21 protein-coding genes are annotated in these 24,824 nt (G+C 67.5%); 13 read left to right on the top strand and 8 right to left on the bottom strand.

Features of this window, described 5'->3' with window-relative positions; translation table 11 throughout:
* Positions 1 to 93 precede the first annotated feature (93 nt).
* Both ASD87_RS05545 and ASD87_RS05540 read right to left on the bottom strand, forming a co-directional pair.
* Positions 94 to 1,401, bottom strand: a complete 1,308-nt coding sequence (locus ASD87_RS05545; RefSeq protein ID WP_056318204.1) for an ATP-binding protein — start codon at positions 1,399 to 1,401, stop codon at positions 94 to 96.
* Positions 1,394 to 2,095, bottom strand: coding sequence for a response regulator (locus tag ASD87_RS05540; protein ID WP_056318199.1), 702 nt, complete (start codon positions 2,093 to 2,095; stop codon positions 1,394 to 1,396). Before ASD87_RS05540 ends, ASD87_RS05545 begins: the two co-directional genes overlap by 8 nt.
* A 243-nt stretch (positions 2,096 to 2,338) precedes the next feature.
* Between ASD87_RS05540 and ASD87_RS05535 the strand changes: the two genes are divergently transcribed.
* Positions 2,339 to 2,962, top strand: a complete 624-nt coding sequence (locus tag ASD87_RS05535) for a glutathione S-transferase family protein (RefSeq protein ID WP_056318194.1) — start codon at positions 2,339 to 2,341, stop codon at positions 2,960 to 2,962.
* A gap of 46 nt (positions 2,963 to 3,008) precedes the next feature.
* Here ASD87_RS05535 and sodC read toward each other — a convergent pair whose 3' ends face one another.
* From sodC to ASD87_RS05515, 4 genes are all read right to left on the bottom strand, one after another.
* Positions 3,009 to 3,533: a superoxide dismutase family protein gene (sodC, locus tag ASD87_RS05530; RefSeq protein ID WP_056318192.1), complete on the bottom strand. Its 525-nt coding sequence runs from the start codon at positions 3,531 to 3,533 to the stop codon at positions 3,009 to 3,011.
* Positions 3,534 to 3,699: 166 nt separating this feature from the next.
* On the bottom strand, positions 3,700 to 5,028 hold the full coding sequence (locus tag ASD87_RS05525) for a DUF445 domain-containing protein (protein WP_056318190.1): 1,329 nt from the start codon (positions 5,026 to 5,028) through the stop codon (positions 3,700 to 3,702).
* A gap of 78 nt (positions 5,029 to 5,106) precedes the next feature.
* Positions 5,107 to 6,321, bottom strand: coding sequence for an AI-2E family transporter (locus ASD87_RS05520; RefSeq protein WP_056318187.1), 1,215 nt, complete (start codon positions 6,319 to 6,321; stop codon positions 5,107 to 5,109).
* Positions 6,322 to 6,374: 53 nt separating this feature from the next.
* Positions 6,375 to 7,307, bottom strand: coding sequence for a LysR family transcriptional regulator (locus tag ASD87_RS05515; RefSeq protein ID WP_056318184.1), 933 nt, complete (start codon positions 7,305 to 7,307; stop codon positions 6,375 to 6,377).
* 207 nt (positions 7,308 to 7,514) lie between these two features.
* On the opposite strand from ASD87_RS05515, the gene ASD87_RS05510 reads away from it, so the two are divergent.
* From ASD87_RS05510 to ASD87_RS05480, 7 genes are all read left to right on the top strand, one after another.
* Positions 7,515 to 9,635 (top strand): 3-hydroxyacyl-CoA dehydrogenase NAD-binding domain-containing protein, encoded by a 2,121-nt coding sequence (locus tag ASD87_RS05510; RefSeq protein ID WP_056318183.1) that lies wholly within the window; start codon positions 7,515 to 7,517, stop codon positions 9,633 to 9,635.
* A 24-nt stretch (positions 9,636 to 9,659) separates the two neighbouring features.
* On the top strand, positions 9,660 to 10,841 hold the full coding sequence (locus ASD87_RS05505) for an acetyl-CoA C-acyltransferase (RefSeq protein WP_056318180.1): 1,182 nt from the start codon (positions 9,660 to 9,662) through the stop codon (positions 10,839 to 10,841).
* Positions 10,842 to 10,850: 9 nt separating this feature from the next.
* Positions 10,851 to 12,047: an acyl-CoA dehydrogenase family protein gene (locus ASD87_RS05500; protein ID WP_056318178.1), complete on the top strand. Its 1,197-nt coding sequence runs from the start codon at positions 10,851 to 10,853 to the stop codon at positions 12,045 to 12,047.
* Between the two features lie 9 nt (positions 12,048 to 12,056).
* Positions 12,057 to 13,190 carry an acyl-CoA dehydrogenase family protein gene (locus ASD87_RS05495; protein WP_056318175.1) on the top strand — a complete coding sequence of 378 codons (1,134 nt, stop codon included), beginning with the start codon at positions 12,057 to 12,059 and terminating at the stop codon, positions 13,188 to 13,190.
* Positions 13,191 to 13,206: 16 nt separating this feature from the next.
* Positions 13,207 to 15,147, top strand: coding sequence for an acyl-CoA synthetase (locus ASD87_RS05490; RefSeq protein WP_056318172.1), 1,941 nt, complete (start codon positions 13,207 to 13,209; stop codon positions 15,145 to 15,147).
* A gap of 39 nt (positions 15,148 to 15,186) precedes the next feature.
* Positions 15,187 to 16,170, top strand: a complete 984-nt coding sequence (locus ASD87_RS05485) for a tripartite tricarboxylate transporter substrate binding protein (protein ID WP_056318169.1) — start codon at positions 15,187 to 15,189, stop codon at positions 16,168 to 16,170.
* A gap of 161 nt (positions 16,171 to 16,331) precedes the next feature.
* The gene (locus ASD87_RS05480) at positions 16,332 to 17,018 is read left to right on the top strand and encodes a GntR family transcriptional regulator (protein WP_056318165.1); all 687 of its coding nucleotides are present in this window, start codon (positions 16,332 to 16,334) and stop codon (positions 17,016 to 17,018) included.
* Between the two features lie 16 nt (positions 17,019 to 17,034).
* On the opposite strand, the gene ASD87_RS05475 is transcribed toward ASD87_RS05480, so the two are convergent.
* Complete coding sequence (locus tag ASD87_RS05475) at positions 17,035 to 17,907, bottom strand: LysR family transcriptional regulator (RefSeq protein WP_056318163.1); 873 nt, start codon at positions 17,905 to 17,907, stop codon at positions 17,035 to 17,037.
* Positions 17,908 to 18,044: 137 nt separating this feature from the next.
* Here ASD87_RS05475 and ASD87_RS05470 point away from each other — a divergent pair, with 137 nt between their 5' ends.
* Positions 18,045 to 19,565 (top strand): MFS transporter, encoded by a 1,521-nt coding sequence (locus ASD87_RS05470; RefSeq protein ID WP_056318160.1) that lies wholly within the window; start codon positions 18,045 to 18,047, stop codon positions 19,563 to 19,565.
* A gap of 50 nt (positions 19,566 to 19,615) precedes the next feature.
* On the opposite strand, the gene ASD87_RS05465 is transcribed toward ASD87_RS05470, so the two are convergent.
* Positions 19,616 to 20,899: a cystathionine gamma-synthase family protein gene (locus tag ASD87_RS05465; protein WP_056318157.1), complete on the bottom strand. Its 1,284-nt coding sequence runs from the start codon at positions 20,897 to 20,899 to the stop codon at positions 19,616 to 19,618.
* A 220-nt stretch (positions 20,900 to 21,119) separates the two neighbouring features.
* On the opposite strand from ASD87_RS05465, the gene ASD87_RS05460 reads away from it, so the two are divergent.
* The 4 genes from ASD87_RS05460 to ASD87_RS05445 are packed head-to-tail and all read left to right on the top strand — an operon-like array spanning position 21,120 to position 24,783.
* Positions 21,120 to 21,995, top strand: a complete 876-nt coding sequence (locus tag ASD87_RS05460) for an NAD(P)-dependent oxidoreductase (protein WP_056318155.1) — start codon at positions 21,120 to 21,122, stop codon at positions 21,993 to 21,995.
* A 59-nt stretch (positions 21,996 to 22,054) separates the two neighbouring features.
* The gene (locus tag ASD87_RS05455) at positions 22,055 to 23,020 is read left to right on the top strand and encodes a tripartite tricarboxylate transporter substrate binding protein (protein ID WP_056318153.1); all 966 of its coding nucleotides are present in this window, start codon (positions 22,055 to 22,057) and stop codon (positions 23,018 to 23,020) included.
* Positions 23,021 to 23,056: 36 nt separating this feature from the next.
* Positions 23,057 to 23,728 carry an RraA family protein gene (locus tag ASD87_RS05450; RefSeq protein ID WP_056318150.1) on the top strand — a complete coding sequence of 224 codons (672 nt, stop codon included), beginning with the start codon at positions 23,057 to 23,059 and terminating at the stop codon, positions 23,726 to 23,728.
* Between the two features lie 2 nt (positions 23,729 to 23,730).
* On the top strand, positions 23,731 to 24,783 hold the full coding sequence (locus tag ASD87_RS05445) for an NAD(P)-dependent oxidoreductase (protein ID WP_056318145.1): 1,053 nt from the start codon (positions 23,731 to 23,733) through the stop codon (positions 24,781 to 24,783).
* Positions 24,784 to 24,824 lie beyond the last annotated feature (41 nt).

Below are 24,824 nucleotides of genomic sequence, written 5' to 3'. Positions count from 1 at the left end.
TTCCCGGATCTCTTTAACAATTGTGAAGAAGCATTAAGCGGCCCGGCATACCACTGCACAACGCCGGCGGCCGCGCGCGGCGGGCGGGTCAGATCAGGCCGCGTGCCAGCGAATCACGAAGCGGGCGCCGCCCAGCGGGCTCTCGGACACCAGCGCCTCGCCGTTGTGCCATCGCGCCACGCGGCGCACAATCGCCAGGCCCAGCCCGGTACCGCCAGTGCCGCGCGCTCGGCTTTCGTCGAGCCGGATGAAGGGATCGAACACGCGCTCGCGATCGGCGGGCGGCACGCCCGGCCCGTCGTCGTCCACCGTCAGCACGTACTGCCGTGGCGCGGGGCTGGCAAGTCCGACCTGCACCTGCCCGCCGGCGTGGCGGATGGCGTTCTGCAGCAGATTGAGCAAGGCGCGCGTCATGTAGCGCGGGTGCAGCCGCACGTCGCCTGCATCGCAGTGCGTCACCACGCACTGCACCCCCGACAATTCGGCCTCGAACGACGCATGCTGCACAACGGAATCGAGCCACCCGCGGGCGTCCTGGGCTTGAAGCGGAATGTCGTCGCTCTTGTGTTCCAGACGGGCGTACATCAGCAATTCCGACGCCATGCTGTCCAGCTCGGCGACATCGTTCTTCATGTCTTCGACCAGTCGCCGGCGCGCGGCGGGATCGGCCTCTTGCTCGATCATGTCCAGCTCGAACGACAAGCGGGCGATGGGCGTGCGCAGTTCGTGCGATACGGCGTTGGTCAGTTCGCGCTGATTGCTGATCAGCGCGCTGATGCGTTCGGACATCTGGTTGAAGGTGTCGCCCAGCCCACGGATGCTGGAAAACCGCGACAGCTGGGCGCGCACCCGCAGGTCGCCCTGCCCCATCCGCTGCGCGGCGGTCTTCAGCGCCTCCAGGTCGCGCCAGACCGGCAGCGCCCACACCAGCATGAAGGCGCACAACAGCACGCCCAAGGCCGCGTAGATCGCGACGATCACCCACGTGCCGACGAGCGGCTCGGGCGGCAGCTTGACCATCAGCCACTGCGCGCCCGGGCCCGGTATGGCGGCCACGAAGCTCATCAGGTTGTCGCGCAGGAAGAACCCGCCCGCGTCGATGGTGCGCCGTTCATCGCCGGTCAGCGCGAAATCGGCCGCGTTGTAGTCGGCCGGCTCCAGCACCTGCAACGCCAGCCCGTAATGCGGCGCCAGCGTGTTGCGCACGTAGTCGGGGCGCGCGTCCGGCGGCACGTGGGCCAGCTCCTGCTTCAGGCTATGCAACTGGCCTCGCACGGCTTCGCGCGTGTAATTGGCCGTCTCCGACTCAAAAAGATAGTTTGCCGCCCGGTCGACGACTTCGTTGGACAGCACGAAGCCAATGGCCAGCACCACGAAGATGCGCAGGACGAACTTAAGCATCGTCCAGCTCGTGACCCTTGGGCGAGAACAGGTAGCCCTTGCCCCAGATGGTCTTGATGCGGGCCGGATCCCGCGGATCATCATCGAGCTTGCGCCGTAATTTGCTGATGCACACATCCACGGTGCGATCCAGCCCATTGAATTCGATGCCGCGCACCGCGTTCAGCAGATCGTCGCGCGTCAACACCTGCCCAGCCTGGCTGGCAAGCGCCCAGAGCATTTCGAATTCCAGTGTCGTCAGGTCGACCTCGACCCCAGACTGCATCACCGCGCGCGTCTGGCGGTCGATGGACAGCGCGCCGAAATCCAGGCGTTCAGGCTGCAGCTCGGTCTGGTTGTGGCGCCGCATCAAGGCGCGGATCCGCGCCAGCAGGACGCGCGGTTCCACGGGCTTGATGACGTAATCGTCCGCGCCGGACTCCAGGCCCAGGATGTGATCCAGATCGTCTTCGCGCGCCGTCAGCATCAGGATCGGCGCAGTCGAGAACGCACGCAGGTCGCGGCAGACCTGCAAGCCGTCGCGGCCCGGCAGCATCAGGTCCAGGATGGTGATGGCCGGCTCGTGGCGGCGGAACGCATCCACCGCGTGATCGCCGCGATAAGCCTGGGCGACATTGAAACCGTGTTGTTCCAGAAACTGCGCGATCAGGCGCGCCAGCTTCGTATCGTCTTCGACTAACAGGGCCTTGGTCATGGTGGGCAGACAGAGGTTCATGCACCGTCACGGTGCAATGGCGCGGCAAGCATACACCGAAGCCCGACCTCTGCCGCGCGCGCGACGCCGGCTCCCCACTCATACCGGGGCAGTCGGACACGTGTGATGTGACGGCATTCTGTTCTGGCTGCGCATCCCCCGATCTGTATCTGGCGATGGCCCTCGCCGCCCGCTAGACTTCGGCGATCCTGTACTTCCGAACGCCCCGCCGGGCTGGCTGCCATGCTGAAAATTCTGGGTAAGGCCTCCTCCATCAACGTGCGCAAAGTGCTGTGGACGTGTGCCGAACTGAACCTGCCCTTCGATCGCGAAGACTGGGGCAGCGGTTTCCGGCCGACATCCGATCCGCAATTTTTGGCGCGCAATCCCAATGCGATGGTGCCGGTGATTCAGGATGGCGACTTCGTTCTGTGGGAGTCCAACACCATCATCCGCTATCTGGCGGGCCAGTATGACGGGCGGCATCTTTATCCGGCCGAGCCCAAGGCGCGGGCCCGGGTGGATCAGTGGATGGATTGGCAGGCAACGGACCTGAACCGGTCCTGGAGCTACGCGTTCATGGCATTGGCCCGGCAGTCGCCAGCGCACCAGGACGCCGCCGCCATCGAGGCGTCGTGCAAGGAATGGGCGCGATTCATGGAGATCCTGGACCAACGCCTGGCCGGCACCCGGGCGTACGTGGCGGGCGACACCTTCACGTTGGCCGACATTCCCGTTGGGCTGTCCGTGAACCGGTGGTTCCAGACGCCTTTCAATAAGCCCGCGCTGCCGTCGGTGGCGGCCTATTACGACCGCCTGGCCGAGCGCGACGGCTACCGGCAGTACGGCCGCAACGGGACGGCCTGAGAACGGGGCGAGACCGGCGCCGGCCGGGCCGGCGCGGTCATCCTTGCTACTTCACGACGCCGCAAACCAGGCGTCCGCCCCCGCCGCCCAGCGGCTCGGGCTTGTCGCTGTAGTTGTCGCCGCCCGCGTGGATCATCAGCGCGTGCCCCTTCACGTCGGCCAGCTTCAGATGCGGCGCGAGTACGGTTTTCGTCGCGCTGCCGTCGGCCGCAACGGTGAGGAACGGCAGGTCGCCCTGGTGTCCGTCGGTCGCCATCGGTCCCTTGTGGGCCTTGGTGCCCTTCGGGTCCAGATGGCCGCCCGCGCCACCGCCCGGCGCGGTCTTGCCGTTCACCATGCCCGGCTCGCAGGAGCCTTTCTCGTGGACATGGAAACCCCGCTCGCCCGGCGGCAGGCCTTTGAGGTGCGGCGTGATTTGCAGCCCCTCCTTGGTGTCTTTCAAGGTGATGGTGCCGGCGCTCTTGCCCACGCCTTCTGGCGTCAGGAACGACATCGAGACGTCTTCGGCCAGCGCCGCGCTGGACGCGCCCGCCAAAGCCAGCGCCGTGACAAGCATCGAGAACTTCTTCATGAATTGCCTCCTGGAAAGATGCCCGCGAACTGCGGGCGGCCAACGGAGCGAGACGCGCGCCTCGCGCGATGGGTGGCGCCAATGAAGATAGCACCGGCGCCGGGCGGTCCGCCAGCAAACTTCATTCCTGATACAAGGTTTGACACGGCGTAGGACACCGCGCCGTTTATCCGTTCACCAGCAGGATCACCGCGTGCAGCAGCACGCCGATCAGCCCCCCGACCAGCGTGCCGTTAAAGCGGATGTATTGCAGGTCGCGCCCCACGCTGAGCTCAAGTTCATCGACCAGATGGCGCTCGTCCCAATTCTTGACGGTGCGTGAAATGTGCTCGGTGACGCCCACGCGCAGCCGGCCGGTCAGCCGCCGCGCGCCGCCCAGGATGTGGTTGTTGATGGCCTCGCGTAGCCGCGGGTCTTCGCCCAGCTTGCGGGCCAGCGCCAGCAGCGCGCTTTCCAGGTGCGCGGCCAGCGCGGAGTGTTCGTCCGCCAGGTCGCGCCGCAGCGCCGCATGGATGTCGTCCCACAGACCCTGGACATACTCCTGGACCTTGGGATGGTCGATGGCCCGCTGCTTCAGCGCTTCGACCTGGCCGGCCAGGGCGGGATCCGTCTTCAGGCGTTCGATGTAGTTCATCACCCAGGCCTCGTAGTCCCGGCGCACCGGATGATCGGGCTGGGACAGCACATCGCGCAGCTCTTCGACCAGCGCGCGCGCCAGGCGGTCGGCCAGGTTGTCGGCGATGTTGTCGACGGACTTGACCACGTCGACGGCGGCGATGATGCGCGGCCATTCCTTGCGGGCGAACTTCACGAGCAGCGTCGACGCCCGTTCCTTGACGTCTTCCTCGGCCAGATAGCCGCCCAGGCGTTCCAGCGCGGCGTCCAGCAATTCCTGGTGCCGCCCGTCGCGGGTCAAGAGGCCGAGGACCTCGCCCGCCGTGGCGGCCGCGTCCCAGCGGCGCAGATTGCTGACCACGAACTCCTGGATGACGCCCCGCACGGCGCGGTCGTCCAGCAGGTCCAGTGTCTGCAACGCCACCCGGCGCGCGCCGTCACTGAGGGCGCGGGCCTGGGCGGGCCGCGCCAGCCAGCGGCTGAGCCGCGCGGCGGGGTCAAAGACGCGCAGCTTCTCGATCAGGGTATCGGGGTCCAGGAAGTGATCGCGCACGAACACCGCCAGGCTGTCGCCGATACGGTCCTTGTTGCTGGGGATGATGGCGGTGTGCGGAATGGGCAGGCCCATGGGCCTCCGGAACAGCGCCACCACGGCGAACCAGTCGGCCAGCGCGCCCACGGTGGCGGCCTCGCAAAAGGCACGCACCCATGCCCACGCGCCCTGCCCGCCCATGACATGGCTGGTGATGAAGCCGCTGACCATGGCCGCCAGCAGCGCCAGCGCCGCGATCTTCATGCGGCGCAATTGCGTGCGCCGCGCATCCAGGGATGGCGCGGCGCGCACGCCGGAGAGCCGGTCGGAACGGAAAGTGTCGGTCATGGAGAATCCGGTGATTCGAGGTGCAAGCATACCAATCGCACGCCGCCCGGCCATTGCGGCCGGGCCTGCCCGCAAGGCCTACTCGCTCAGGAACTCGGACAATGCCTCCAGCCCTTCGATGTGGTCGGAAACCACCTTTGCGATGAACGCAATGGGCAGCGACAGCAGCGTGCCCCAGATGCCCCACAGCCACGTGAAGAGAAGCAGCACGATGAACACGGCGACGGCGTTCATGCGGGCGATCCGCCCCGACATCCAGGTGGTGACGAGCACGCCGATCAAGAGCGCGATCGCAACCGAACTCATCGAGATCGCCAGCGCCGGGCCAAGTTCTCCGAACTGGATCAGGCCGGCAATGCCCGTGCCGACCGCCGTCATCAGCGGACCGAAGTACGGAATGATGTGCAGCGCACCGGCCACCACCGCCCACGTCGCGGCGTTTTCCAGCCCAAGCCAGCGGAACGCCACCCACGACAGCAGACCCAGCGCCACGTTGGTCACCAGCATCATCGCCATGTACATGTGGATGGAGTTGTTGATCTGGTCCAGCATGTGCACGCTGATCTTCTTCTGCGACAGCGTGTTGCCCGCCATCTTCACGAACTTGCGCTTGAACGCGTTGCCCGACAGCAGCAGGAAAAAGACCAGGAACACGCACATGGTCGCCTGCCCCACGAAGGTCGCCAGGCCTTTCGAGCCCCACAACAAGATGTCGCTCAGGCCCGCATCCGGTTTCGCGACGACGACCCGCCCGCCTGCCTTGGGCGCGCCGGATTCCTGCAGGATGCTTGCTGCGTTGCGCAATTTTTCAAGAAACGACCCGTCCCCGCTCAACAGGCCGCCCAGCGTACGGGACAGCTTGCTCGATATCTCGGGCAGCGCATTGATGATGCCGGTGACCTGGTCCTGCGTGAAATAGATCACACAGCCAATTCCGACCGCGATGGCGCCCATGACGACCACCGTGCCCAGCGACCGGGGCACGCGGTACCTTTCAAGCATTGCCACCACGGGGTCCAGGGTGTAGGCGACCACGATCGCCATCACCACCGGCACGATGAATTCTTGCGCAGCCTTCAGGCCGAACAGCACCGCCAGCACCGTCAGCGTCACGAGGCAAAAGCCGCTGACGCGCACGAGCGGCGTCGGCGCGGGCGGCTTGATAAGGCCAGCGTCCTGGGCCGTGACCTTTTCTTCTGGCGGTTCGGGTTTATCGTCGGCCGGCGGGGCCGTCACCGGCTCCGGGCCCTGCCTCGGCGTCGAGGTGTCCACTGGCGTCGCGCTGTCCATCATTCCCCTCACATCCAATTTGCGAAGGCCTTCAGCAAGTCTCGTGCCCGCGCGGTTCAACCAGGGCTTACCGCCAGCAGACCGGGCTCGCCGTCATGCCTCCGCTGCGCGCGTTCGAGGATGAATTCGATCATCATTGCCAGCGCGCGCGGATGATGGCGGTTGGGCATGTACAGCATATACATGCCGCGCCCGAAAATGCTCAACCGCCAGTCCGTCAGCGCCGGTAACAGTTCGCCGCGCACGATGTCTTCATGCACCACGTAGTCCGGCACCACGCCCACGCCCAACCCCGCGCGGATGGCGTCGCGCAGGAAAGCGTAGTTGCGGGAAATGACGGTGGGTTCCAACACAACATGCTGGCGGGGCTGGCCGCCGTAGTAGGCCGACAGGCGCAGCGGCCGCCCGATCACGGCGGCGCTGATGACGGGCGTGCCGGCCAGGTCTTCCGGCCGCTGCGGCAGGCCGCGGCTTGCCGCATAGTCGGGGGACGCGCAGGCCACGTAGCGCACCTGACCCAGTTCCCGCGCGACCAGGTGCTGCGGCGGGTCGGACATGATGCGCACGGCGATGTCGACCTCGTCGCGCAGCAGGTCTTCGACGCTGTTCTCGAACAGCACGTCCAGCACGATGTCGGGGTATGTCTTCTTGAATTCAAGCAGCCAGGGCGTCATTACGAACTGCCCGTACCCGCTGGGCACACTCAGGCGCACCTTTCCCTGCGGCGTCTTGCCCAGCGTTTCGATCGACTCGCGCGCGGCCGCCAGTTCGTCCTGAATGCTGCGGCCGTGCTTGTACAGCTTCAGGCCAATCTCGGTGGGCTCCACGCGCCGGGTCGTGCGCCGCACGAGCTGCATGCCCACCGATCGCTCGAGCTGGCTCAGGTGATAGCTGACGTTGGCCCGCGTCATTTTCAGGCGGCGCGCGGCTTCGCTGAGATTGCCCGCGTCCAGGATTTCGACCAGCAGGGTGAGGGATTTGGTGTCCATGACGGCGCTCCTTGCCGTGCATTGTCAAATTTTCTTATCCGGAGTGTCAATTATCGATGCCATTGTCAAGACATCTTTGCTGGGAAAGAATAAAGCCATAACAGACGGGCCACGCCTGGCCCGCCCCAGGCTCCACTCGCGCAGCCGTCGGCGCTCCGGCATGCCGGCGCGGCGCGCGAGCAGGAAGCGATTAAGGAGACACTGTCCATGACAGACAGCGCAAGCACCGGCGCGGCCCAGACGCGCCGCCATGAAGACATTATGGTCGTCGTCATCGACCATCCTCCCGTCAACGCCCTGAGCGCCACCGTGCGCCGCACGTTGTCCGAGGCCATCGCGCAGGCGCAGACGGACACGCGGGTGCGCGCGATCCTGCTCATTGGCGCCGGCAAGAATTTCATCGCGGGCGCCGACATCCGCGAATTCGGCAAGCCGCCGCAACCGCCCCTGCTGCCGGACCTGTGCAACCAGATCGAAGCCAGCGCCAAGCCGGTCATCGCCGCCTTGCATGGCGCGGCGCTGGGTGGCGGGCTTGAGATTGCGCTGGCGGCGCACTACCGGGTGGCGCTGGCCAGCGCCAAGCTGGGCCTGCCCGAAGTGAACCTGGGCCTTTTGCCCGGCGCGGGCGGCACGCAACGCGCGCCCCGTTTGATGGGCGCCGCCGCGGCGCTGGACCTGATGCTGAGCGGCAAGCCTCTGTCCGCCGACGCAGCCCTGGCAGCGGGGCTGGTCGACGCCCTGGCCGCCGAGGACGATCCATTGGACGCCGGCCTGGCCTACACGCGCCAGCTGCTGGCGCTGAACGCAGGCCCGCGCCGCACGCGCGACGCGGGTCATGCGCTGGCGGACCAGACTGCGCAACGCGCGGCGGTGGACGCGGCGGCCGAACGCGTGGCCGACACCACCCGTGGCCTGTATTCCCCCGCCAAGATCGTGCAAGCCGTGCGCGCCGCGATCGACCTGCCCTTCGACGAGGGCCTGCGCACCGAACGCGCCCTGTTCCTGCAATGCCTGGACAGCCCGCAACGCGCCGCGCTCATCCACGCGTTCTTCGCCGAGCGCGACAGCGCCAAGATTCCCGAGCTCAAGGAAGCCCGTTCCCGCCGTCTGGAACGCGTGGGCATCGTGGGCGGCGGCACGATGGGCGCGGGCATCGCCGTGGCGGTGCTGGATGCCGGTCTGCCGGTGGTGATGGTCGAACAGGATGATGCGGCCCTGGCGCGCGGCCGCACCCGCGTCGAACAGGTGTACGACCTGCTGGTCAAGAAAGGCCGCATCACCGCTGACGAACGCGCGGCCCGCCTGGCGCGCTTTACCGGCGCCACGGATTACGACGCGCTCGGCGAGGCCGATCTCATCATCGAAGCCGTGTTCGAGGACATGGCCGTCAAGCAGGCGGTCTTTGCGCAGCTGGACCGCGTGGCCAAGCCCGGCGCGGTGCTGGCCACCAATACCTCTTATCTGGACGTGGACCGGATCGCCGAAGCGACGCGCGGGCCCGCCGACGTGCTGGGGCTGCACTTCTTTTCGCCCGCCAACATCATGAAGCTGCTGGAAGTGGTGGTCGGCCGTCATACCGCGCCGGATACCGTTGCCACCGGCTTCGAGCTGGCGCGCCGGTTGCGCAAGATTCCCGTGCGCGCGGGCGTCTGCGACGGCTTCATCGGCAACCGCATCCTGGCCGTGCACCGGCAGGCGGCCGACATGATGATGGAGGATGGCGCCTCGCCGTACGACATCGACGCCGCCGTGCGCGCGTTCGGCTATCCGATGGGTCCCTACCAGATGGCCGACCTGGCGGGCGGCGACATCGGCTGGGCCACCCGCAAGCGCCGCGCCGCCACGCGCGATCCCGCGCTGCGCTATGTGCAGATTCCCGACCGCCTCTGCGAGCGCGGCTGGTTCGGGCAGAAGACCGGCCGCGGGTTCTATCTGTATCCCGACGGAGCCCGCCAGGGCACGCCCGACCCCGAGGTGCTGGTCATCATCGACGAGGAACGCCGCCGCGCCGGCGTCACGCCCCGCCCATTCACGCAGGAAGATATGTTGCGGCGCTATCTGGCCGCCATGGTCAATGAAGCCGCCAACGTGCTGCATCAGGGCATCGCGCTGCGTCCGTCCGACATCGACGTGGTGTTCTTGTCCGGCTACGGCTTTCCGCGCCATCGCGGCGGCCCGATGCACTACGCCGACAGCGTGGGCCTGGCCAACATCCTGGCCGACATCCGCGGCTACGCGGCCGAAGACCCCGCGTTCTGGAAGCCATCGCCGCTGCTCGTGCAGCTGGCCGAATCCGGCCGCACCTTTGGCAGCCTGAACGCCGCCTGATCCAAACACCTTTTAGGAACCCCAATGCGCGAAGCCGTCATCGTCTCCACTGCCCGCACCCCCATCACCAAGGCGGGGCGCGGCGAATTCAACCTGATCGCCGGGCCCACGCTGGCCGCGCACGCCGTGCGCGCCGCCGTGGACCGCGCCGGCATCGACCCCGCCCTGATCGAAGACGCGTTCATCGGCTGCGGCTATCCGGAAGGCGCGACCGGGCGCAACATCGGCAGGCAGGCCGTCATCCGTGCCGAGCTGCCTGTCAGCGTCGGCGGCGCCACGATCAACCGCTATTGCGCGTCCGGCCTGCAGGCGATCGCCTCGGCCGCGAGCCGCATCGTGATGGATGGTGCGCCCGCCGTGATCGCCGGCGGCGTGGAGCTGGTATCGCAGATCCGCACGCGCGACGATGGCGTCAGCGGCATGGACCCGTGGATCGTGGCCAACAAGCCCGAGCTGTATCTGCCCATGATCGAGACCGCCGACATCGTGGCCGCGCGTTACGGCATCAGCCGCGAGGCGCAGGACCGCTTTGCCGCGCAAAGCCAGGCGCGCACCGAGGCCGCGCAGGCCGCCGGCCGCTATCGCGAGGAGATCGTTCCGGTCACGACCACCATGTCCGTCACGGACCGCGCGACGGGCGCCGTCACCGAGCGCGAAGTGACGGTGGACAAGGACACCTGCAACCGCCCCGGCACCACCTACGAGGCGCTGGCCGGCCTGGCCCCTGTCCGGGGCGAGGGCCAGTTCGTCACGGCGGGCAATGCGTCGCAGCTGTCGGACGGCGCAGCGGCCTGCGTGCTGATGGAAGCCGCCGAAGCCCAGCGCGCCGGCATCCGGCCGCTGGGCGCGTTCCGCGGCCTGGCCATCGCCGGCTGCGAGCCCGACGAAATGGGCATCGGCCCGGTGTACGCGGTGCCCAAGCTGCTCGCCCGCCACGGCCTGAAGGTGCAGGACATCGACCTGTGGGAACTGAATGAGGCATTCGCATCGCAGGCGCTGTATTGCCAGGAAAAGCTCGGCATCCCCATGGATCGCCTGAATGTGGACGGCGGCTCCATCGCCCTGGGCCATCCCTTCGGCGTCACGGGCGCGCGGCTGGCTGGCCATGTCCTGATCGAAGGCCGCCGCCGCGGCGCCCGCTACGCCGTCGTCACGATGTGCATCGGCGGCGGCATGGGCGCGGCCGGCCTGTTTGAAATCTACTGAGAGACCCGCATGGATCTGGAATTCACCCCCGAAGAAATTGCCTTCCGCGACGAGGTGCGCGCCTTCCTGGACGCGAAGCTGCCGCGGCGGCTGTCGGACAAGGTCAGCGAAGGCAAGCTGCTGACACGCGATGACATGACCGAGTGGCATGCCATCCTGAACGAACAAGGCTGGCTGGCCACGCATTGGCCCGTGGAATACGGCGGCACGGGCTGGAGCGCGTCGCAGAAGTACATCTTCGATAACGAATGCGCGCTGGCCAATGCGCCGCGCATCGTGCCCTTCGGCCTGAGCATGCTGGGACCCGTGCTGATCAAGTACGGCACCGAGGCGCAGCGCCGTTACTGGCTGCCCCGCATTTTGGACGGGTCGGACTGGTGGTGCCAGGGCTACTCGGAACCCGGCGCCGGTTCGGACCTGGCGTCGCTCAAGACCACGGCCGTGCGCGACGGCGACAGCTATGTCGTCAACGGCCAGAAGACGTGGACCACGTTGGGCCAGTACGCCAACATGATCTTCTGCCTGGTGCGCACCTCGCAGGAAGGCCGGCGCCAGGAAGGCATCAGTTTCCTCTTGATCGACATGAACAGCCCGGGCATCGAAGTGCGCCCGATCATCACGCTGGACGGCGAGCACGAGGTCAACGAGGTGTTCTTCTCGGACGTGCGCGTGCCTGCCGAAAACCTGGTCGGCGAGGAAAACCGCGGCTGGACCTGCGCCAAGTACCTGCTGACCTATGAACGCACCAACATCGCGGGCGTCGGCCAGTCCACGGCCGCGCTGGAACGCCTGAAGGCCGTGGCCGCGCGCCAGAAACGGCACGGCCGCCCGCTGGCCGAAGACCCGGATTTTGCCGCGCGCCTGGCGCGCGTGGAGATCGAGCTGGCCAACATGCGCACGACCAACCTGCGCGTGGTCGCGGCGGTGGCTGGCGGCGGCGCGCCCGGCGCGGAGAGCTCGATGCTGAAGATCCGCGGCACGCAGATCCGCCAAGAGATCAGCGCCTTGAACCGTCGCGCCATGGGCCCGTACGCGCGCCCCTTCGTGCCCGAGGCGTTGCACGACGGTTACGACGCGCCCGCCATCGGTCCGGACGGCGCAAACAGCGCCGCGGCGCAGTACTTCAACAACCGCAAGCTGTCGATCTTCGGCGGCTCCAATGAAATCCAGAAGAACATCATCTCCAAGATGATCCTGGGACTGTAAGGGCTGGCCATGAATTTCGAACACACCGAAGACCGGCGCATGCTCTCGGACATGCTGCGCCGCTTTGTCGCCGAGCAATACGACTTCACCACGCGCATGCGCCACGCCGAATCGCGCGAGGGCTACAGCCCCGAGTTCTGGCGCCGCTACGCCGAGCTGGGCGCCATCGGCGCACTGTTCACCGAGGCCGATGGCGGCCTGGGCGGCGCGGGCTTCGATATCTCCGTCGTCTTCGAAGCCCTGGGACGGGGCCTGGTGGTCGAGCCCTTCCTGGACGCCGTGATGGTCGGCAGCGCCATCGCCGCGGCGGGCTCGCCGGTGCAGCGCGAAGCCCTGGACGGCCTGATCGCCGGCAGCCTGACCGCGGCACTCGCCCATGCCGAACCGGCGTCGGGCTACGACCTGAATCAGGTGGCCACGCGCGCCGAACCCAGCCCCGACGGCTGGGTGCTGAACGGCGCCAAGGCCGTCGTCTACGCGGGCGAACATGCCGACCTGTTCCTGGTATCGGCGCGCACGGCGGGCAATGTCGACGACGAATCGGGCATCGGCCTGTTCCTGGTGACCCGAGGCACGCCGGGCCTGGCGCTGCGGGGCTACGGACTGATCGATGGCGGCCGCGCCGCGGAACTGGTGCTGGACAACGTCAAGCTCGCCCCCGACGCCCTGCTGGGCGAGGCGCACGCCGGTCACGCGCTGCTGGAACGCGCCGTCGGCCGCGGCATCCTGGCGCTGTGCGCGGAAGCCGTGGGCGCCATGGACTGCGCGCGCGACGCCACGCTGGAATACCTGCGCACGCGCCGCCAATTTGGCGCGCCGCTCGGCAGCTTCCAGGCCTTGCAGCACCGCATGGCCGACGTGCTGCTGGAAATCGAGCAGGCTCGCTCGGCCGTCATCAACGCGGCGGCAGCTGTGGACCATCCGGATCGCGCCACGCGCGAACGCACGCTGTCCGCGGCCAAGGTCACGATCGGCCGCATCGGCACGCTGGTGGCCGAGGAATGCATCCAGTTGCATGGCGGCATCGGCATGACGTGGGAACTGCCTCTGGCGCACTACGCCAAGCGCCTGGTCATGATCGACCACCAGCTGGGCGACGAAGACCACCACCTGCGGCGCTACATCGCGCTGGGGCAAGCATGAGCGCGCAGGCACGGCCATGATCGACTCCCCTTCCTTGACCCGCGCCCGCCCCATTGCCGCGCCCTTTGCCGCGCCGTTTCCGGTACGCACGGCGCAGGACGTCCAGCGGCTGCAGGCGCGGCCGCTGGCGGACACGCTCACGGTACAAAGCACCTACGAGATCTTCTGCAACTCCGCGGCTGCATTCGGCGACAGGCGGGCGCTGACCTTCCTGCGCAGCGCCGACCCGGCAGACGATGCCATCAGCTGGACCTACCGTGAACTGCTGGCCGGCATCCACCAGACCGCCAACCTGTTGCATAGCCTGGGCATCCGCGAAGGCGACGCCGTGGGCGTGCTGCTGCCCGGCTGCCTGGAATACCACCTGGCGCTGTGGGGCGGCGAGGCGGCGGGCATCGTGCAGCCGCTCAATCCCCTTCTGACCGACGACAAGCTGGCATCCTTGATGACCACGGCGGGCGCCAAGGCGCTGATCGCCTATGGGTCCGACGTGGAATGCGGCTCGTGGTCCAAGGCGCTGCGCCTGATGGAACGCGTGCCGACCCTGAAAACGCTGCTGCGCGTGGCGCCGTGGCACGAGGCCGAAGCCGACCGCCCCGCGCTGCCGGACTTCGCGCGCGATTTCAACGCGGCGCGCGCGGCCCAGCCCGCCGACCGCCTGGTCAGCGAACGCGTCATCCGTGCCCGCGATGTGGCTGCCTACTTCCACACCGGCGGCACCACGGGCGCGCCCAAGCTGGCCATCCACACGCACGCCAACCAGGTGTTCTCCGCGTGGGCGGCCGTGCAGCTGCAAAACGCGGGGCCGGGCGACGTGGTCATCAACGGCTATCCGCTCTTTCACGTGGCGGGGGTGCTGCCGGCGTCGCTGGCAGCGTTGTCGGCTGGCGTCGAAACCGTCATCCCGACCACCCTGCTGCTGCGCAACCGCGATGTGCTGCGCAACTACTGGCGTCTGGTCGAAAAGCACCGCGCCACCTCGCTGCAAGGCGTGCCGACCATCCTGGCCGCGCTGGCCGAGGTGCCGCTGGACGGCGCCGACATCTCGTCCCTGCGCTACTGCCGCACGGGCGCGGCGCCCCTGCCCGCCGAGCTGGCCGCGCGCTTCAAGCGCCTGTTTGGCCTGCATGTCAGCGAAAGCCTGGGCATGACCGAGATGGCCGGCATCACGTCGATCTCGCCGCCGGGCTGTGAATTTCCGGTCAATTGCGTGGGGTTTCCGCTGCCCTACGTACAGGTGCGCATCGTGGGGCTGGACATGCCCGCGGGCCAGCCCGCGCGCGACCTGCCCGCCGGCACGCCGGGCATGGTGCTCATCAAGGCGCCCAACGTCATCCCGGGCTTTCTGGATCCCGCGGACACCGCGCACGCCTTCACCGAGGACGGCTGGCTGATCAGCGGCGACGTCGGCTTCATGGATGCCGAGGGCCGCCTGCATCTGCAAGGGCGCGCCAAGGACCTGATCATCCGCGGCGGCCACAACATCGATCCCAAGACCATCGAAGACGCCCTGGCCACGCATCCGGCCGTGCAATTGTGCGCGGCGGTCGGCGCCCCCGACGCCTACGCGGGGGAATTGCCGATCGCGTTCGTCACGCTGGCCGAAGGCCGAGAGGCGACCGAAGCCGAACTGGTGGCCTACGCCGCCGCGCACGTGGACGAAGGGCCGGCACGGCCCAAGCGCGTGGTGATTCTGGACAGCATGCCCATGACCAACGTGGGCAAGATCTACAAACCCGATTTGCGCCGCCTGGCGACCGCCGTGTCGGTCGAGACCGAGGTGGCGCGCACCCTGCAAGCGGCTGGCCGCGCCCAAGACGATCCCGTCTTTCGCGTGCTGGCCGATGCGCAACCGGATGTCGCCGTAGAAGCCGGCGCCGGTGCGCCCGCGCCGCTGATCGCCAGCCTGCGCGAGGCGCTGTCCCGGCTGCCTGTCAAAGTCGACGTGCGCGATTGACTGGCATCCCATAACAACACCCACCAGGAGACAACACCCATGGCCCGACTGCCCCTGCGACGCGCTTGCCTCGCCGCCCTTACTCTCACCCTGGCAAGCGCCGCCTTGCCTTTTTCCGCCAGTGCGCAGACCGACTTTCCCACCAAACCCATCACGCTGATCGTGCCCTTCCCGGCCGGCGGCTCGACCGACCGGCATCTGCGCATCGTGGCGCAGGATGCCTCGAAGTATCTGGGCCAGCCCGTCATCGTGGAGAACCGCCCCGGGGCGGGCGGCACGCTGGGCACCGCCACCATGGCCAAGACGGCCAAGCCGGACGGCTACACCATCGCTCTGTACACGCTGGCAATGCTGCGCATGCCTTACATGCAGAAAAGCAGCTGGGATCCGATCAACGACTTCACTTTCATCCTGGGGCTGTCGGGCTATACGTTCGGCTTCACCGTCCGCTCGGACTCGCCCTACAAGACGTTCAACGAGTACATCGAGGCCGCGCGCAAGGCGCCCGGCAAGATCGACTACGGCTCGACCGGCATCGGCTCGTCGCCGCATCTGATCATCGAAGAGATCGCCATCAACGCGAACGTCAAGCTGAACCATGTGCCGTTCAAGGGCAACGCCGACATGCAGCAGGCGCTGCTGGGCGGCCACGTCATGGCGCAGAGCGACGCCACGGGCTGGGACCAGTTCGTCGATTCCGGCAAGATGCGCCTGCTGGTCACCTTTGGCGACAAGCGCACGACCCGCTGGCCCGACGTGCCCACCGCGCAGGAGCTGGGCTACAAGGTCGTGTCCACTTCCCCCTACGGTCTGGCCGGTCCCAAGGGCATGGACCCGGCGGTCGTGAAGATCCTGCATGACGCGTTCAAGAAGGCCCTCTTCGATCAGGCCAGCATGGACGTCATGAAGCAGCTCAATCAGGAGCCGGCCTATCGCAGCAGCGAGGACTACAAGGCGTGGGCGCAGGCGACCTTCGTCAAGGAAAAGGACCTGATCGAGCATTTGGGGCTGATGGCCAAATAACAGTGGCCTGACCGGGCGCCGGGGTTGGCGCCCATTTGGGCCCGGCAGCCGGCGCGGCGTGCGGACAGATTTTGCATGCAAGAAATGTCCACCGCCGCGCCTGCCTTTTGTTAGACTGGCTGCCCGATGATTTTCCACACCGGCAGCCCCTGCCGAGCCTCATGATCCAGGACGCCCAGCCAGACCCCAGCGCCGACGACATCGCAAGGGAAGTGTCCGCCGCCATCGTGGCGCACAAGCTTCCGCCCGGCACCCGGTTGCGCGAAGAGGCCCTGGCCCGGGTCTACAAGGTCAGCCGCACCAAGATCCGCGCGGCGCTTCTGATGCTGTCCAAGGACAAGCTCATCAACATCGTGCCGGACAAGGGCGCCTTCGTCAGCAAGCCGGATGCGAACGAGGCGCGCGAGGTCTATGCGGTGCGCCGCATCCTGGAGGCCGCGCTGGCCCGGGAATTCGTGGCGCGCGCCGGACCTGACGATTACAAGCGCATCGACGACCACCTGGCCGAGGAACGCCGCGCGCTCGACAGCGGCGACGTGCAGACGCGCAACCGCCTGCTCAGCCATTTCCACATCCTGCTCGCCGAAGCCGTCGGCAATTCCGTGCTGACCGGCATGCTGCGCGAACTGTCGGCGCGCAGCGCGGTGATCACCGTGCTGTATCAGACCTCGCACGACGCAAATTGCTCGTCGCGCGAGCATCACGCCTTCATCGAGGCGGCGCGCGCGGGCGACGCCGAGCGGGCCTGCGCCCTGATGGACGAACACCTGGAGCATGTGTTGACCGCGCTGGACTTCACCGGGGACAAGCAGGCCGGCAGCGACCTCGTCGCCGCGCTGCTGAGCTGACGCCCTTTCCGTCCCGCTATCCCGCGCGCAGCAATTGTTCCATGCGCTGCTGCAGCCAGCGCTCCGTCTCGTTGAGCACCGCCCCCTGCATCCATAGTGTGCGCACCGACAGCATGGGCAACGCCAGTTCCGCGCAGGGCAGCGGCCTGAGCGTCGTGCGAAAACTCTCGTACTCCGCAATGTTCAGGGGCAGGATCGCAAAGCCCAGCCCGTCGGCCACCATCCCCGCAATGCTGTAGAAGCTGTCGGTGCGCCAGACTGTCGGGCTCAGCACCATGTCCTCCACGCCTTCCATCTGCATGACCAGCTGGCGGTGACGCGCCAGATCCTCGCGCGACACCTGCGGCAAGCCCGCCAGCGGATGGCCGGACGCCACGAAAATCCCCTGCGCCACGTTGCCCAGGGATTGGTGCGCGAAGTCGCTGCCGGGATCGCCCCGGTCGAAGTGGAACGCGATGCTTGCCCGGCCCTGGCGCACGTAGTCGGCGACCTCGGTCGCGGTGCCGTTCAGTTGCGTCAGCTCCAGCGCCGGAAACCGCTCGGCCAGTTCCACCACCAGCGCGCCCAGCACCAGATAAGGCAAGGCTTCATCCAGCGCAATGGACAGTCGCGCCTCCTGTCCGCCGGCGAACGCCAGCGCCCGCTGCGACAACCCGCCGGCCTGGCGCAGCAGTTCCTTGGCCTCCAGCAGCATCACCTCGCCGGCCGGCGTCAGCACCGCGTTGCGGCGCGACCGGTCAAACAGTTCCACCCCAAGATCCGCCTCCAGCAGCCCCACCGCCGTGCTGACGGCCGACTGCGCGCGCCCGATGCGCCGCCCCGCCGCCGAAAACGAACCCGCTTCCGCCGCCGCCACGAATTGCCGTAATTGATCCAACGTCCACTGCATGGGGTGCTCCTGATTAATCATCTATTTTATAGATGGAATCCAACTTTTTATGGCCAATATCTAGATGGATAATGCGATCCGTGATCCCGAGCGCGCCCGCCGCGCCGGGATCATGGTTTTCAATAAGGAGTAGAACCATGCAGCGGACTCATTCGAACGCTGTCGCCGCGGCCGCCCCCGGCCGCTGGCTCGTGCTGGCCATCGTGTCCAGCGCCTTGCTGCTGATCGTCGTGGACATGACGGTCCTGTACACCGCCCTGCCCCGGCTCACCCACGAACTGGGCGTCACGGCCTCTGCCAAGCTGTGGATCGTGAACGTCTACGCGCTTGTCGTGTCCGGCCTGCTGCTGGGCATGGGCACGCTGGGCGACCGGCTGGGGCACAAGCGCCTGTTCATGATGGGGCTGGCCGTGTTCGGCGCGGCATCCCTGGCTGCCGCCTACTCGCCCGGCGCAATCGTCCTGATTGCCGCGCGCGCGTTGCTGGGCGTGGGCGCGGCGATGATGATGCCCGCCACCCTGTCCATCCTTCGTCTTGCGTTTGCCGACGAGCGCGAGCGCGCCGTCGCGATCGGCGTCTGGGCGTCGGTCGCCTCGGGCGGCGCGGCGCTGGGGCCCGTCGTGGGTGGCCTGCTGCTGGAGCATTTCTGGTGGGGTTCCGTGTTTCTCATCAACGTGCCCATCGTGCTGCTGGCGCTGCCGCTGGCATGGCGCTTCATTCCGGCCAGCCGGCCTGACGCGTCGCGCCCCTGGGATCTGGCCGGCTCGCTGCAAGTGATGGCAGGCATGGTCCTGTGCGCCTACGCGCTCAAGGAGCTGGGCCGCGCGTCGCCTTCCTGGCTGCAAGCCGCGCTGGCCTGCGCGGCAGGCGCCACCATGCTCGCCATCTTCGTGCGGCGGCAGCGGCGGCGTCCCTACCCGCTGATCGACTTCTCGATCTTCCGCAATGCGTCCTTCAGCTCTGCCGTGGCGGCCGCGCTGTTTGCCGCAGCGGCGCTATTGGGCATGGAACTGGTGTTCAGCCAGCGGCTGCAACTGGTGCTGGGCATGTCTCCGATCCAGTCCGCGCTCTTCATCCTGCCGCTGCCGCTGGCCGCGTTCGTGGCCGGGCCGCTGGCCGGCCTGCTGCTGGGGCGCATCGGCAGCCGGCGCCTGCTGTTCCTGGCGCTGCTGGTGTCGGGCCTGGGCATGGGCGGCTATCTGCTGACGTACGATGGAGCCGTGATGCCGCAACTGATCAGCCTGTGCGTGCTGGGCCTGGGCATTGGCGCCACCATGACAGCCGCCTCCAGCACCATCATGCAAAGCGCCACCCCCGAGCGCGCCGGCATGGCCGCGTCCATCGAGGAAGTCTCGTACGAGCTGGGCGGCGCGCTGGGCGTGACCTTGATGGGGTCCATCCTGTCGGGCGTCTACGCGCAATCGCTTTCCGTGCCGGCAGGCGTGACGGCCACCGGTGCGGCGCGCGACAGCCTGGACGAAGCGCTCGTCGTGGCCGAAACCCTGCCTGCCGACCTGGCGGCCACGCTGACGTCGCTGGCCCGAAGCGCCTTCGAAACCGGCTACGCCGCGGTGATCGCCACTGCCACGATCATGCTGCTGGGCACGGCCGCGTTCGTGCTGCTGAACCGCACCCGGCGGACAACACAACCCGGCTGAAGGCGCGCCCGCCCGGCCGCAACGTCAGCACACCGCCCGGCCCGCGCCGCTCAGCCGTTGCGGAACGCGTGATCCAGGTCCGCGATCAGGTCTTCCTCGTGTTCCAGGCCAATCGACACCCGGATCAGCCCTTCGGACACCCCCGCCGCATCGCGTTCCTCGGCGGGCACGCCGGAATGCGTCGTCGATGCCGGGTGGCACACCAGCGTTTCCGTGCCGCCCAGGCTGACGGCCGAGCGGAACAGATGCAGCGCATTGATGAAGCGGAACGCGCGCTCGCGGCCACCTTCCAGCACGAAGGCGAAGGTCGAACCCGGTCCGGTGCACTGGCGCTTGTAGACCTCTTGATAGGCGCGGTCCGCAATGAGTTCAGGGTGGAACACCTGCACCTTTTCGTACGGGTTTTCCGCCAGCCACTGCGCGACACGCGTCGCCGTGCGCGCCGCCTGCTTCATGCGAAGCACCACCGTTTCCATCGACCGCGTGATCATCCAGCATGAATGCGGGTCCAGTTGCGAGCCGAAGGCGCTGCGGATGGCGCGCACCTTCTTGATGAGCGCCTTGCTGCCGGTGACCGCCCCCGCCACCAGATCGCTGTGGCCGCCGACGTACTTGGTCAGCGAGTACACCGACAGGTCCACCCCGTGTTCCGCCGGCTTCTGAAAGATGGGTCCCAGCAGCGTGTTGTCGCATACCGAGATCGGCCGGTAACCATGCCGCGTCTCGAACGCATCCAGCTCGTTCTTCATTGCCTCGAAATCGAACAGCGCGTTGGTCGGATTGGCGGGCGTCTCGACATAAAAGAGCTTGACCGGGCCTTTCTCGGCCGCCGCGTCCAGCGCCGTGCGCATGCTGCGCGGCGACAACCCGTCCGCGACGGGATGCGAGCCAATGCCCCACTCCGGAAAGATCTTGCCGATCAGCGTCTCGGTGCCGCCATAAAGCGGCACGGACTGCACCAACTGGTCGCCCGGCCGCAAAAAAGCCATCAACACCGCGCTGATCGCGGACATGCCGCTGGACGTGACCGCCGCGTCCTGCGAGCCGTCCAGCAGCGACAGCCGGTCCTCCACGATCTCCAGGTTCGGATGATTGAACCGGCTGTACACCAGCCCCGCCGTCTCGCCCTGCGGCAAGGGCTTGCGGCCCGACACCAAATCAAAGAACGCCGCGCCGTCTTCGGCCGTGCGGAACGCAAACGTGGACGTCAGAAACACCGGCGGCTTGACCGCCCCCTCGGACAGATAGGGATCGTAGCCATAGGACATCATCTGGGTTTCGGCATGCAGGGGACGGCCGAAGATGTCCTTCTTGTGGTAGCTCGAGTACGTCATGGTGTGCCTCTTTCTGGTGTTCCAGCCAAGCGGGCAGGCGCGTCACGCATCTTTCAGACAATAACGCCGGGGCGCGAGCCAGGGGTTGCAGGTTGTGACCCGCTGGAGCGAATGTTTTTTTAATGTACCCGCAATGACAAAAACCTAGGGTAAACACCTTCTATTCCCCAAGAAATTGGCGATCTATAAACACACATTGTTTTTTTTATGTGTTTTTAAGATGAAAATCGCACTGATTGGATGCGGCGAAGTCGGGCACTGCTACACCCGCGCCTGGACCGCCGCAGGTCACCGCATCGTCGGCATCTGCGAACTGCGCGCGGACGAAGAAATGGCAGCGCGCGCCCGGGAAGCCGGCGCCGCCCTGCGCACCGAACCTGGCCCCTGGCTGGCCGAGGCGGACGTCGTGGTTTCCGCCGTGTACGGCTACAACGCCGCCGAGGTCGCGGCCAAGGCGCTACCGCATATGCGCGCCGATGCGGTTTACGCCGACTTCACCACCGCCAGCGCCCCCGACATGCAGAAGGCCGCCGCCGCGGCTGCCGCACACGGCATTCCCTTCATGGACGTCGCCATCATGGGCGCCATCGCCCTGCTGGCCGAGAAGACGCCGCTGCTGTGCGCCGGCGATGGCGCGGCGGTTGTGACGGCGCTGGGCGAAAGCGCGGGCGCGACGGTCCGGATCATCGAAGGAAAGCCTGGCGATGCGGTGCGCCTGAAGCTCCTGCGCAGCATCATGACCAAGGGCATGGAAAGCCTGGCGGTCGAATGCCTGGTGGCGGCCGAACGCATGGGCCTGCGCAATTCGCTGTACGAAGTGCTGGCCGACATCGACCGCACGCCGCTGACGGCGTTCATGGATTCGTTCGTGCGCTCGCACGTGCTGCATGCGCCGCGCCGTCTGGCCGAGGTGCGCGAAGCGCGCGACCAGTTGCACGAAGCAGGTCTGGAGCCGCTGGCGCTCAATGGTGTGGAAGCGCTCTTTGCCCGGTCCGCCCGCGGCATCGAGGCCGCGCGCGCGAACGGCGAGGCCCCGGCCGCCGACACGGTCCAGGCGCGCCTTGCCTGGCTGACCACGCTGGCCCGCCAGTCCTGACACCCCACCGCGCCCCAGAGCGCGGACCGAATCCGCAATAACACTTAGTGAGGAAGACAATGAAACTGTTCAAGAAACTGCTGGCCGCATCCCTGGTGCTGGGCTGCGCCGCGGCACAGGCCGCCGACCTGGGCTCGGCGCCGATCACCCTGATCTCGCCGTTCCCGCCCGGCGGCGGCACCGACACGCTGACGCGCATGATCGGCAGCGCGATCAGCCAGGACGCCGGCTGGAACATCGTGGTCGAGAACAAGCCCGGCGCCGGTGGCAACCTGGCGCTGGACGCCACGGCCCGCGCCCGCCCGGACGGCCACACGCTCGTCATGGCGCAGACCGACAACATCGTGCTGAACCCGTGGCTCTACAGCAAGCTCAGCTACGACACCTTCAAGGACTTCAAGCCGGTAGGCCCCGTGGCCTCCTCGCCCAGCGTCTTCGTCGTGCTGCCCGACTCGCCCTTCAAGTCGCTCGGCGACGTCGTGAAGGCCGCCCAGGCCAAGCCCAACCTGGTTTCGCTGGGGATCCCCGGCATCGGCGGCACCGGTGACCTGACCGGTTATCTGTGGCGCAAGGCGGCCAAGATGGAACTGATGCACGTGCCCTACCGTGGCTGGAGCCAGGCCTTCCCCGATCTGGCCAGCGGCCGGATCGACATGTACGTCGGCTCGGTGGCGTCGCTGCTGCCGCAGATCCGCGGCGGCAAGGTGCGCGCGCTGGGCGTGGTCGCCAATGAGCGCTCGCCCGCCCTGCCGGACGTGCCCACGTTCCCGGAAAGCGGCTTTCCGACCATCAACCAATCGATCTGGTGGGGCCTGATGGCGCCTGGCAAGACGCCCGACGATGTCGTCGCCGCGCTGAACACCGAATTGCAGAAGGTGCAATCCAACCCCGAATTGATCAAGAAGCTTGAAGAGGCCGGCTACAGCGTCCTGAAGGGCTCGCCCGAGGACCTGGCGCGCCGCCATCGCGCCGATCACGACGCCTTCGGCAAGGTCGTGCAAGAAGCCGGCATTCCCAAGCAGTAAGCCCCACACATATCCATCCAGCGATCAGGAGCAGAGATGACAGGTTTTGAAATCCACGCCCGCCAACGCGCGGTCAGCAAGGAACTCGTCGAGAAATTCCGTCAGGTGCCGGTGGCCAACGTCAGCGACTGCATGTCGCGTATGACGGCCGGCGGCGCTCGCCTGCGGCCCATGCACGACGGCACGCCCCTGGCCGGGCCGGCCCTCACGGTGCGCACACGTCCCGGCGACAACCTGCTGGTGCACAAGGCGCTCAGCCTCGCGCAGCCGGGCGACGTCATCGTGGTCGATGCCGGCGGCGACCTGACCAACGCGATCATCGGCGAGATCATGACCACCTATGCCGAGTCGCGCGGCATCGCGGGCATCATCATCAATGGCGCCATCCGCGACTGCGGCACCATCCGCCGCAGCGCCTTCCCCGTCTATGCGGCGGGCGTCACCCACCGCGGGCCGTACAAGGACGGCCCGGGCGAGATCAACTGCGTCGTCGCGCTGGACGGCATGACCATCGCGCCGGGCGACCTGATCCTGGGTGACGACGACGGGCTGCTCGCGGTGCCGTACGAACAGGCCGAAGCCATCTATCAGGCGGCAGCCGCAAAGCACGACGTGGAAACCAAGATGCTGGCCGATATCGCCGCCGGCACGCTGGACACGTCGTGGATCGACGCCCGCCTGCGCTCGCTGGGTTGCACGGGAGTCTAGCCATGCGCGATGCGGCAGTCAGCAGGCCCGATCTGCGCGTCGTGCGCCTGGATCTGTGGATCGATCCCGCGTTTGACGAGGCGATCGCGCGGGACGCCACGCTGGACCTGCGCGTGCTGCCGGCGCAAGGCGACGCGGTGACCGCGGCCGGCTTGGCCGGCGCCCACGCCTACCACGTCAGCGCGGCCAAGGACGAAGTCCCCGCGCGGTGGCAGGTGTCCGCCGACCTCTTGGCCCAGTGCCCCCAGCTGCTGTGCGTATCGTCCGGCGGCGCCGGTTACGACACGGTCGACGTGGCCGCCTGCACCCGCGCGGGCGTGGCCGTGGTGAACCAGGCCGGCGCCAACGCCGCGTCGGTGGCCGAGATGACCTTCGCCTTGCTGTTGTCGCTGGTCAAGCGGTTGGGCGAGTCGGAAGCCACGCTCAGGGCGGGCACCGCCGTCAGCCGCGAGGCGCTGATGGGCCGCGAGATCGAAGGCCGCGTGATCGGCATCGTCGGCATCGGCGAGATCGGGCGTCGCGTCGCCCGTATCGCCGCGGGATTCGGGTTGAAGGTCATTGCCTACGATCCGCTGTTGGCCGACGCGCAGATCGCCGAACGCGGCGCCGCGCCTGTCGGCTTCGATGCGCTGCTGGAACAGGCCGACATCGTCAGCCTGCACTGCCCGCTGAACGCCGTTACGCGCGGGATGTTCGGCGCGGCCACGCTGCGCCGGATGAAACGCGGCGCGCTGTTCGTCTCCACCGCGCGCGGCGGCATTCATGACGAGGACGCGCTGCTTGCCGCGCTTGAGTCCGGCCATCTTGCCGGCGCGGGCCTGGACGTCTGGCAGGTGGAGCCGCCCCCGCCTGGCAGCGGCCTTTTGCATCGCCACGACGTGGCCGCCGCCTTTCACACGGGCGGCGTCACGCACGAAGGCCGCCGCAAGGTGGCGCAGGGTTCGGCCACGCAGATCATCGACATGCTGGCCGGACGCAAGCCCGCTCGCCTGCTCAACCCCGAGGTCTGGCCGCGCTTTCTGGCGCGTCTGGCCGAGCACGGGGTGAAGGTATAGCGTCCGCCGTTGGTATAGTCGCAGCTTTGAAAACCGGGAAG

The organism is Achromobacter sp. Root170 (assembly GCF_001428165.1).
GTDB lineage: Bacteria > Pseudomonadota > Gammaproteobacteria > Burkholderiales > Burkholderiaceae_B > Achromobacter > Achromobacter mucicolens.
The sequence above is the reverse complement of the archived record's forward strand: the minus strand, read 5'-3'. Positions and strand labels throughout refer to the sequence as shown.

Coding starts and splice junctions, on each gene's coding strand:
- ASD87_RS05545 (WP_056318204.1), bottom strand. CDS start 1,401: ATGCTTAAGTTCGTCCTGCGCATCTTCGTGGTGCTGGCCATTGGCTTC.
- ASD87_RS05540 (WP_056318199.1), bottom strand. CDS start 2,095: ATGACCAAGGCCCTGTTAGTCGAAGACGATACGAAGCTGGCGCGCCTG.
- ASD87_RS05535 (WP_056318194.1), top strand. CDS start 2,339: ATGCTGAAAATTCTGGGTAAGGCCTCCTCCATCAACGTGCGCAAAGTG.
- sodC (WP_056318192.1), bottom strand. CDS start 3,533: ATGAAGAAGTTCTCGATGCTTGTCACGGCGCTGGCTTTGGCGGGCGCG.
- ASD87_RS05525 (WP_056318190.1), bottom strand. CDS start 5,028: ATGACCGACACTTTCCGTTCCGACCGGCTCTCCGGCGTGCGCGCCGCG.
- ASD87_RS05520 (WP_056318187.1), bottom strand. CDS start 6,321: ATGATGGACAGCGCGACGCCAGTGGACACCTCGACGCCGAGGCAGGGC.
- ASD87_RS05515 (WP_056318184.1), bottom strand. CDS start 7,307: ATGGACACCAAATCCCTCACCCTGCTGGTCGAAATCCTGGACGCGGGC.
- ASD87_RS05510 (WP_056318183.1), top strand. CDS start 7,515: ATGACAGACAGCGCAAGCACCGGCGCGGCCCAGACGCGCCGCCATGAA.
- ASD87_RS05505 (WP_056318180.1), top strand. CDS start 9,660: ATGCGCGAAGCCGTCATCGTCTCCACTGCCCGCACCCCCATCACCAAG.
- ASD87_RS05500 (WP_056318178.1), top strand. CDS start 10,851: ATGGATCTGGAATTCACCCCCGAAGAAATTGCCTTCCGCGACGAGGTG.
- ASD87_RS05495 (WP_056318175.1), top strand. CDS start 12,057: ATGAATTTCGAACACACCGAAGACCGGCGCATGCTCTCGGACATGCTG.
- ASD87_RS05490 (WP_056318172.1), top strand. CDS start 13,207: ATGATCGACTCCCCTTCCTTGACCCGCGCCCGCCCCATTGCCGCGCCC.
- ASD87_RS05485 (WP_056318169.1), top strand. CDS start 15,187: ATGGCCCGACTGCCCCTGCGACGCGCTTGCCTCGCCGCCCTTACTCTC.
- ASD87_RS05480 (WP_056318165.1), top strand. CDS start 16,332: ATGATCCAGGACGCCCAGCCAGACCCCAGCGCCGACGACATCGCAAGG.
- ASD87_RS05475 (WP_056318163.1), bottom strand. CDS start 17,907: ATGCAGTGGACGTTGGATCAATTACGGCAATTCGTGGCGGCGGCGGAA.
- ASD87_RS05470 (WP_056318160.1), top strand. CDS start 18,045: ATGCAGCGGACTCATTCGAACGCTGTCGCCGCGGCCGCCCCCGGCCGC.
- ASD87_RS05465 (WP_056318157.1), bottom strand. CDS start 20,899: ATGACGTACTCGAGCTACCACAAGAAGGACATCTTCGGCCGTCCCCTG.
- ASD87_RS05460 (WP_056318155.1), top strand. CDS start 21,120: ATGAAAATCGCACTGATTGGATGCGGCGAAGTCGGGCACTGCTACACC.
- ASD87_RS05455 (WP_056318153.1), top strand. CDS start 22,055: ATGAAACTGTTCAAGAAACTGCTGGCCGCATCCCTGGTGCTGGGCTGC.
- ASD87_RS05450 (WP_056318150.1), top strand. CDS start 23,057: ATGACAGGTTTTGAAATCCACGCCCGCCAACGCGCGGTCAGCAAGGAA.
- ASD87_RS05445 (WP_056318145.1), top strand. CDS start 23,731: ATGCGCGATGCGGCAGTCAGCAGGCCCGATCTGCGCGTCGTGCGCCTG.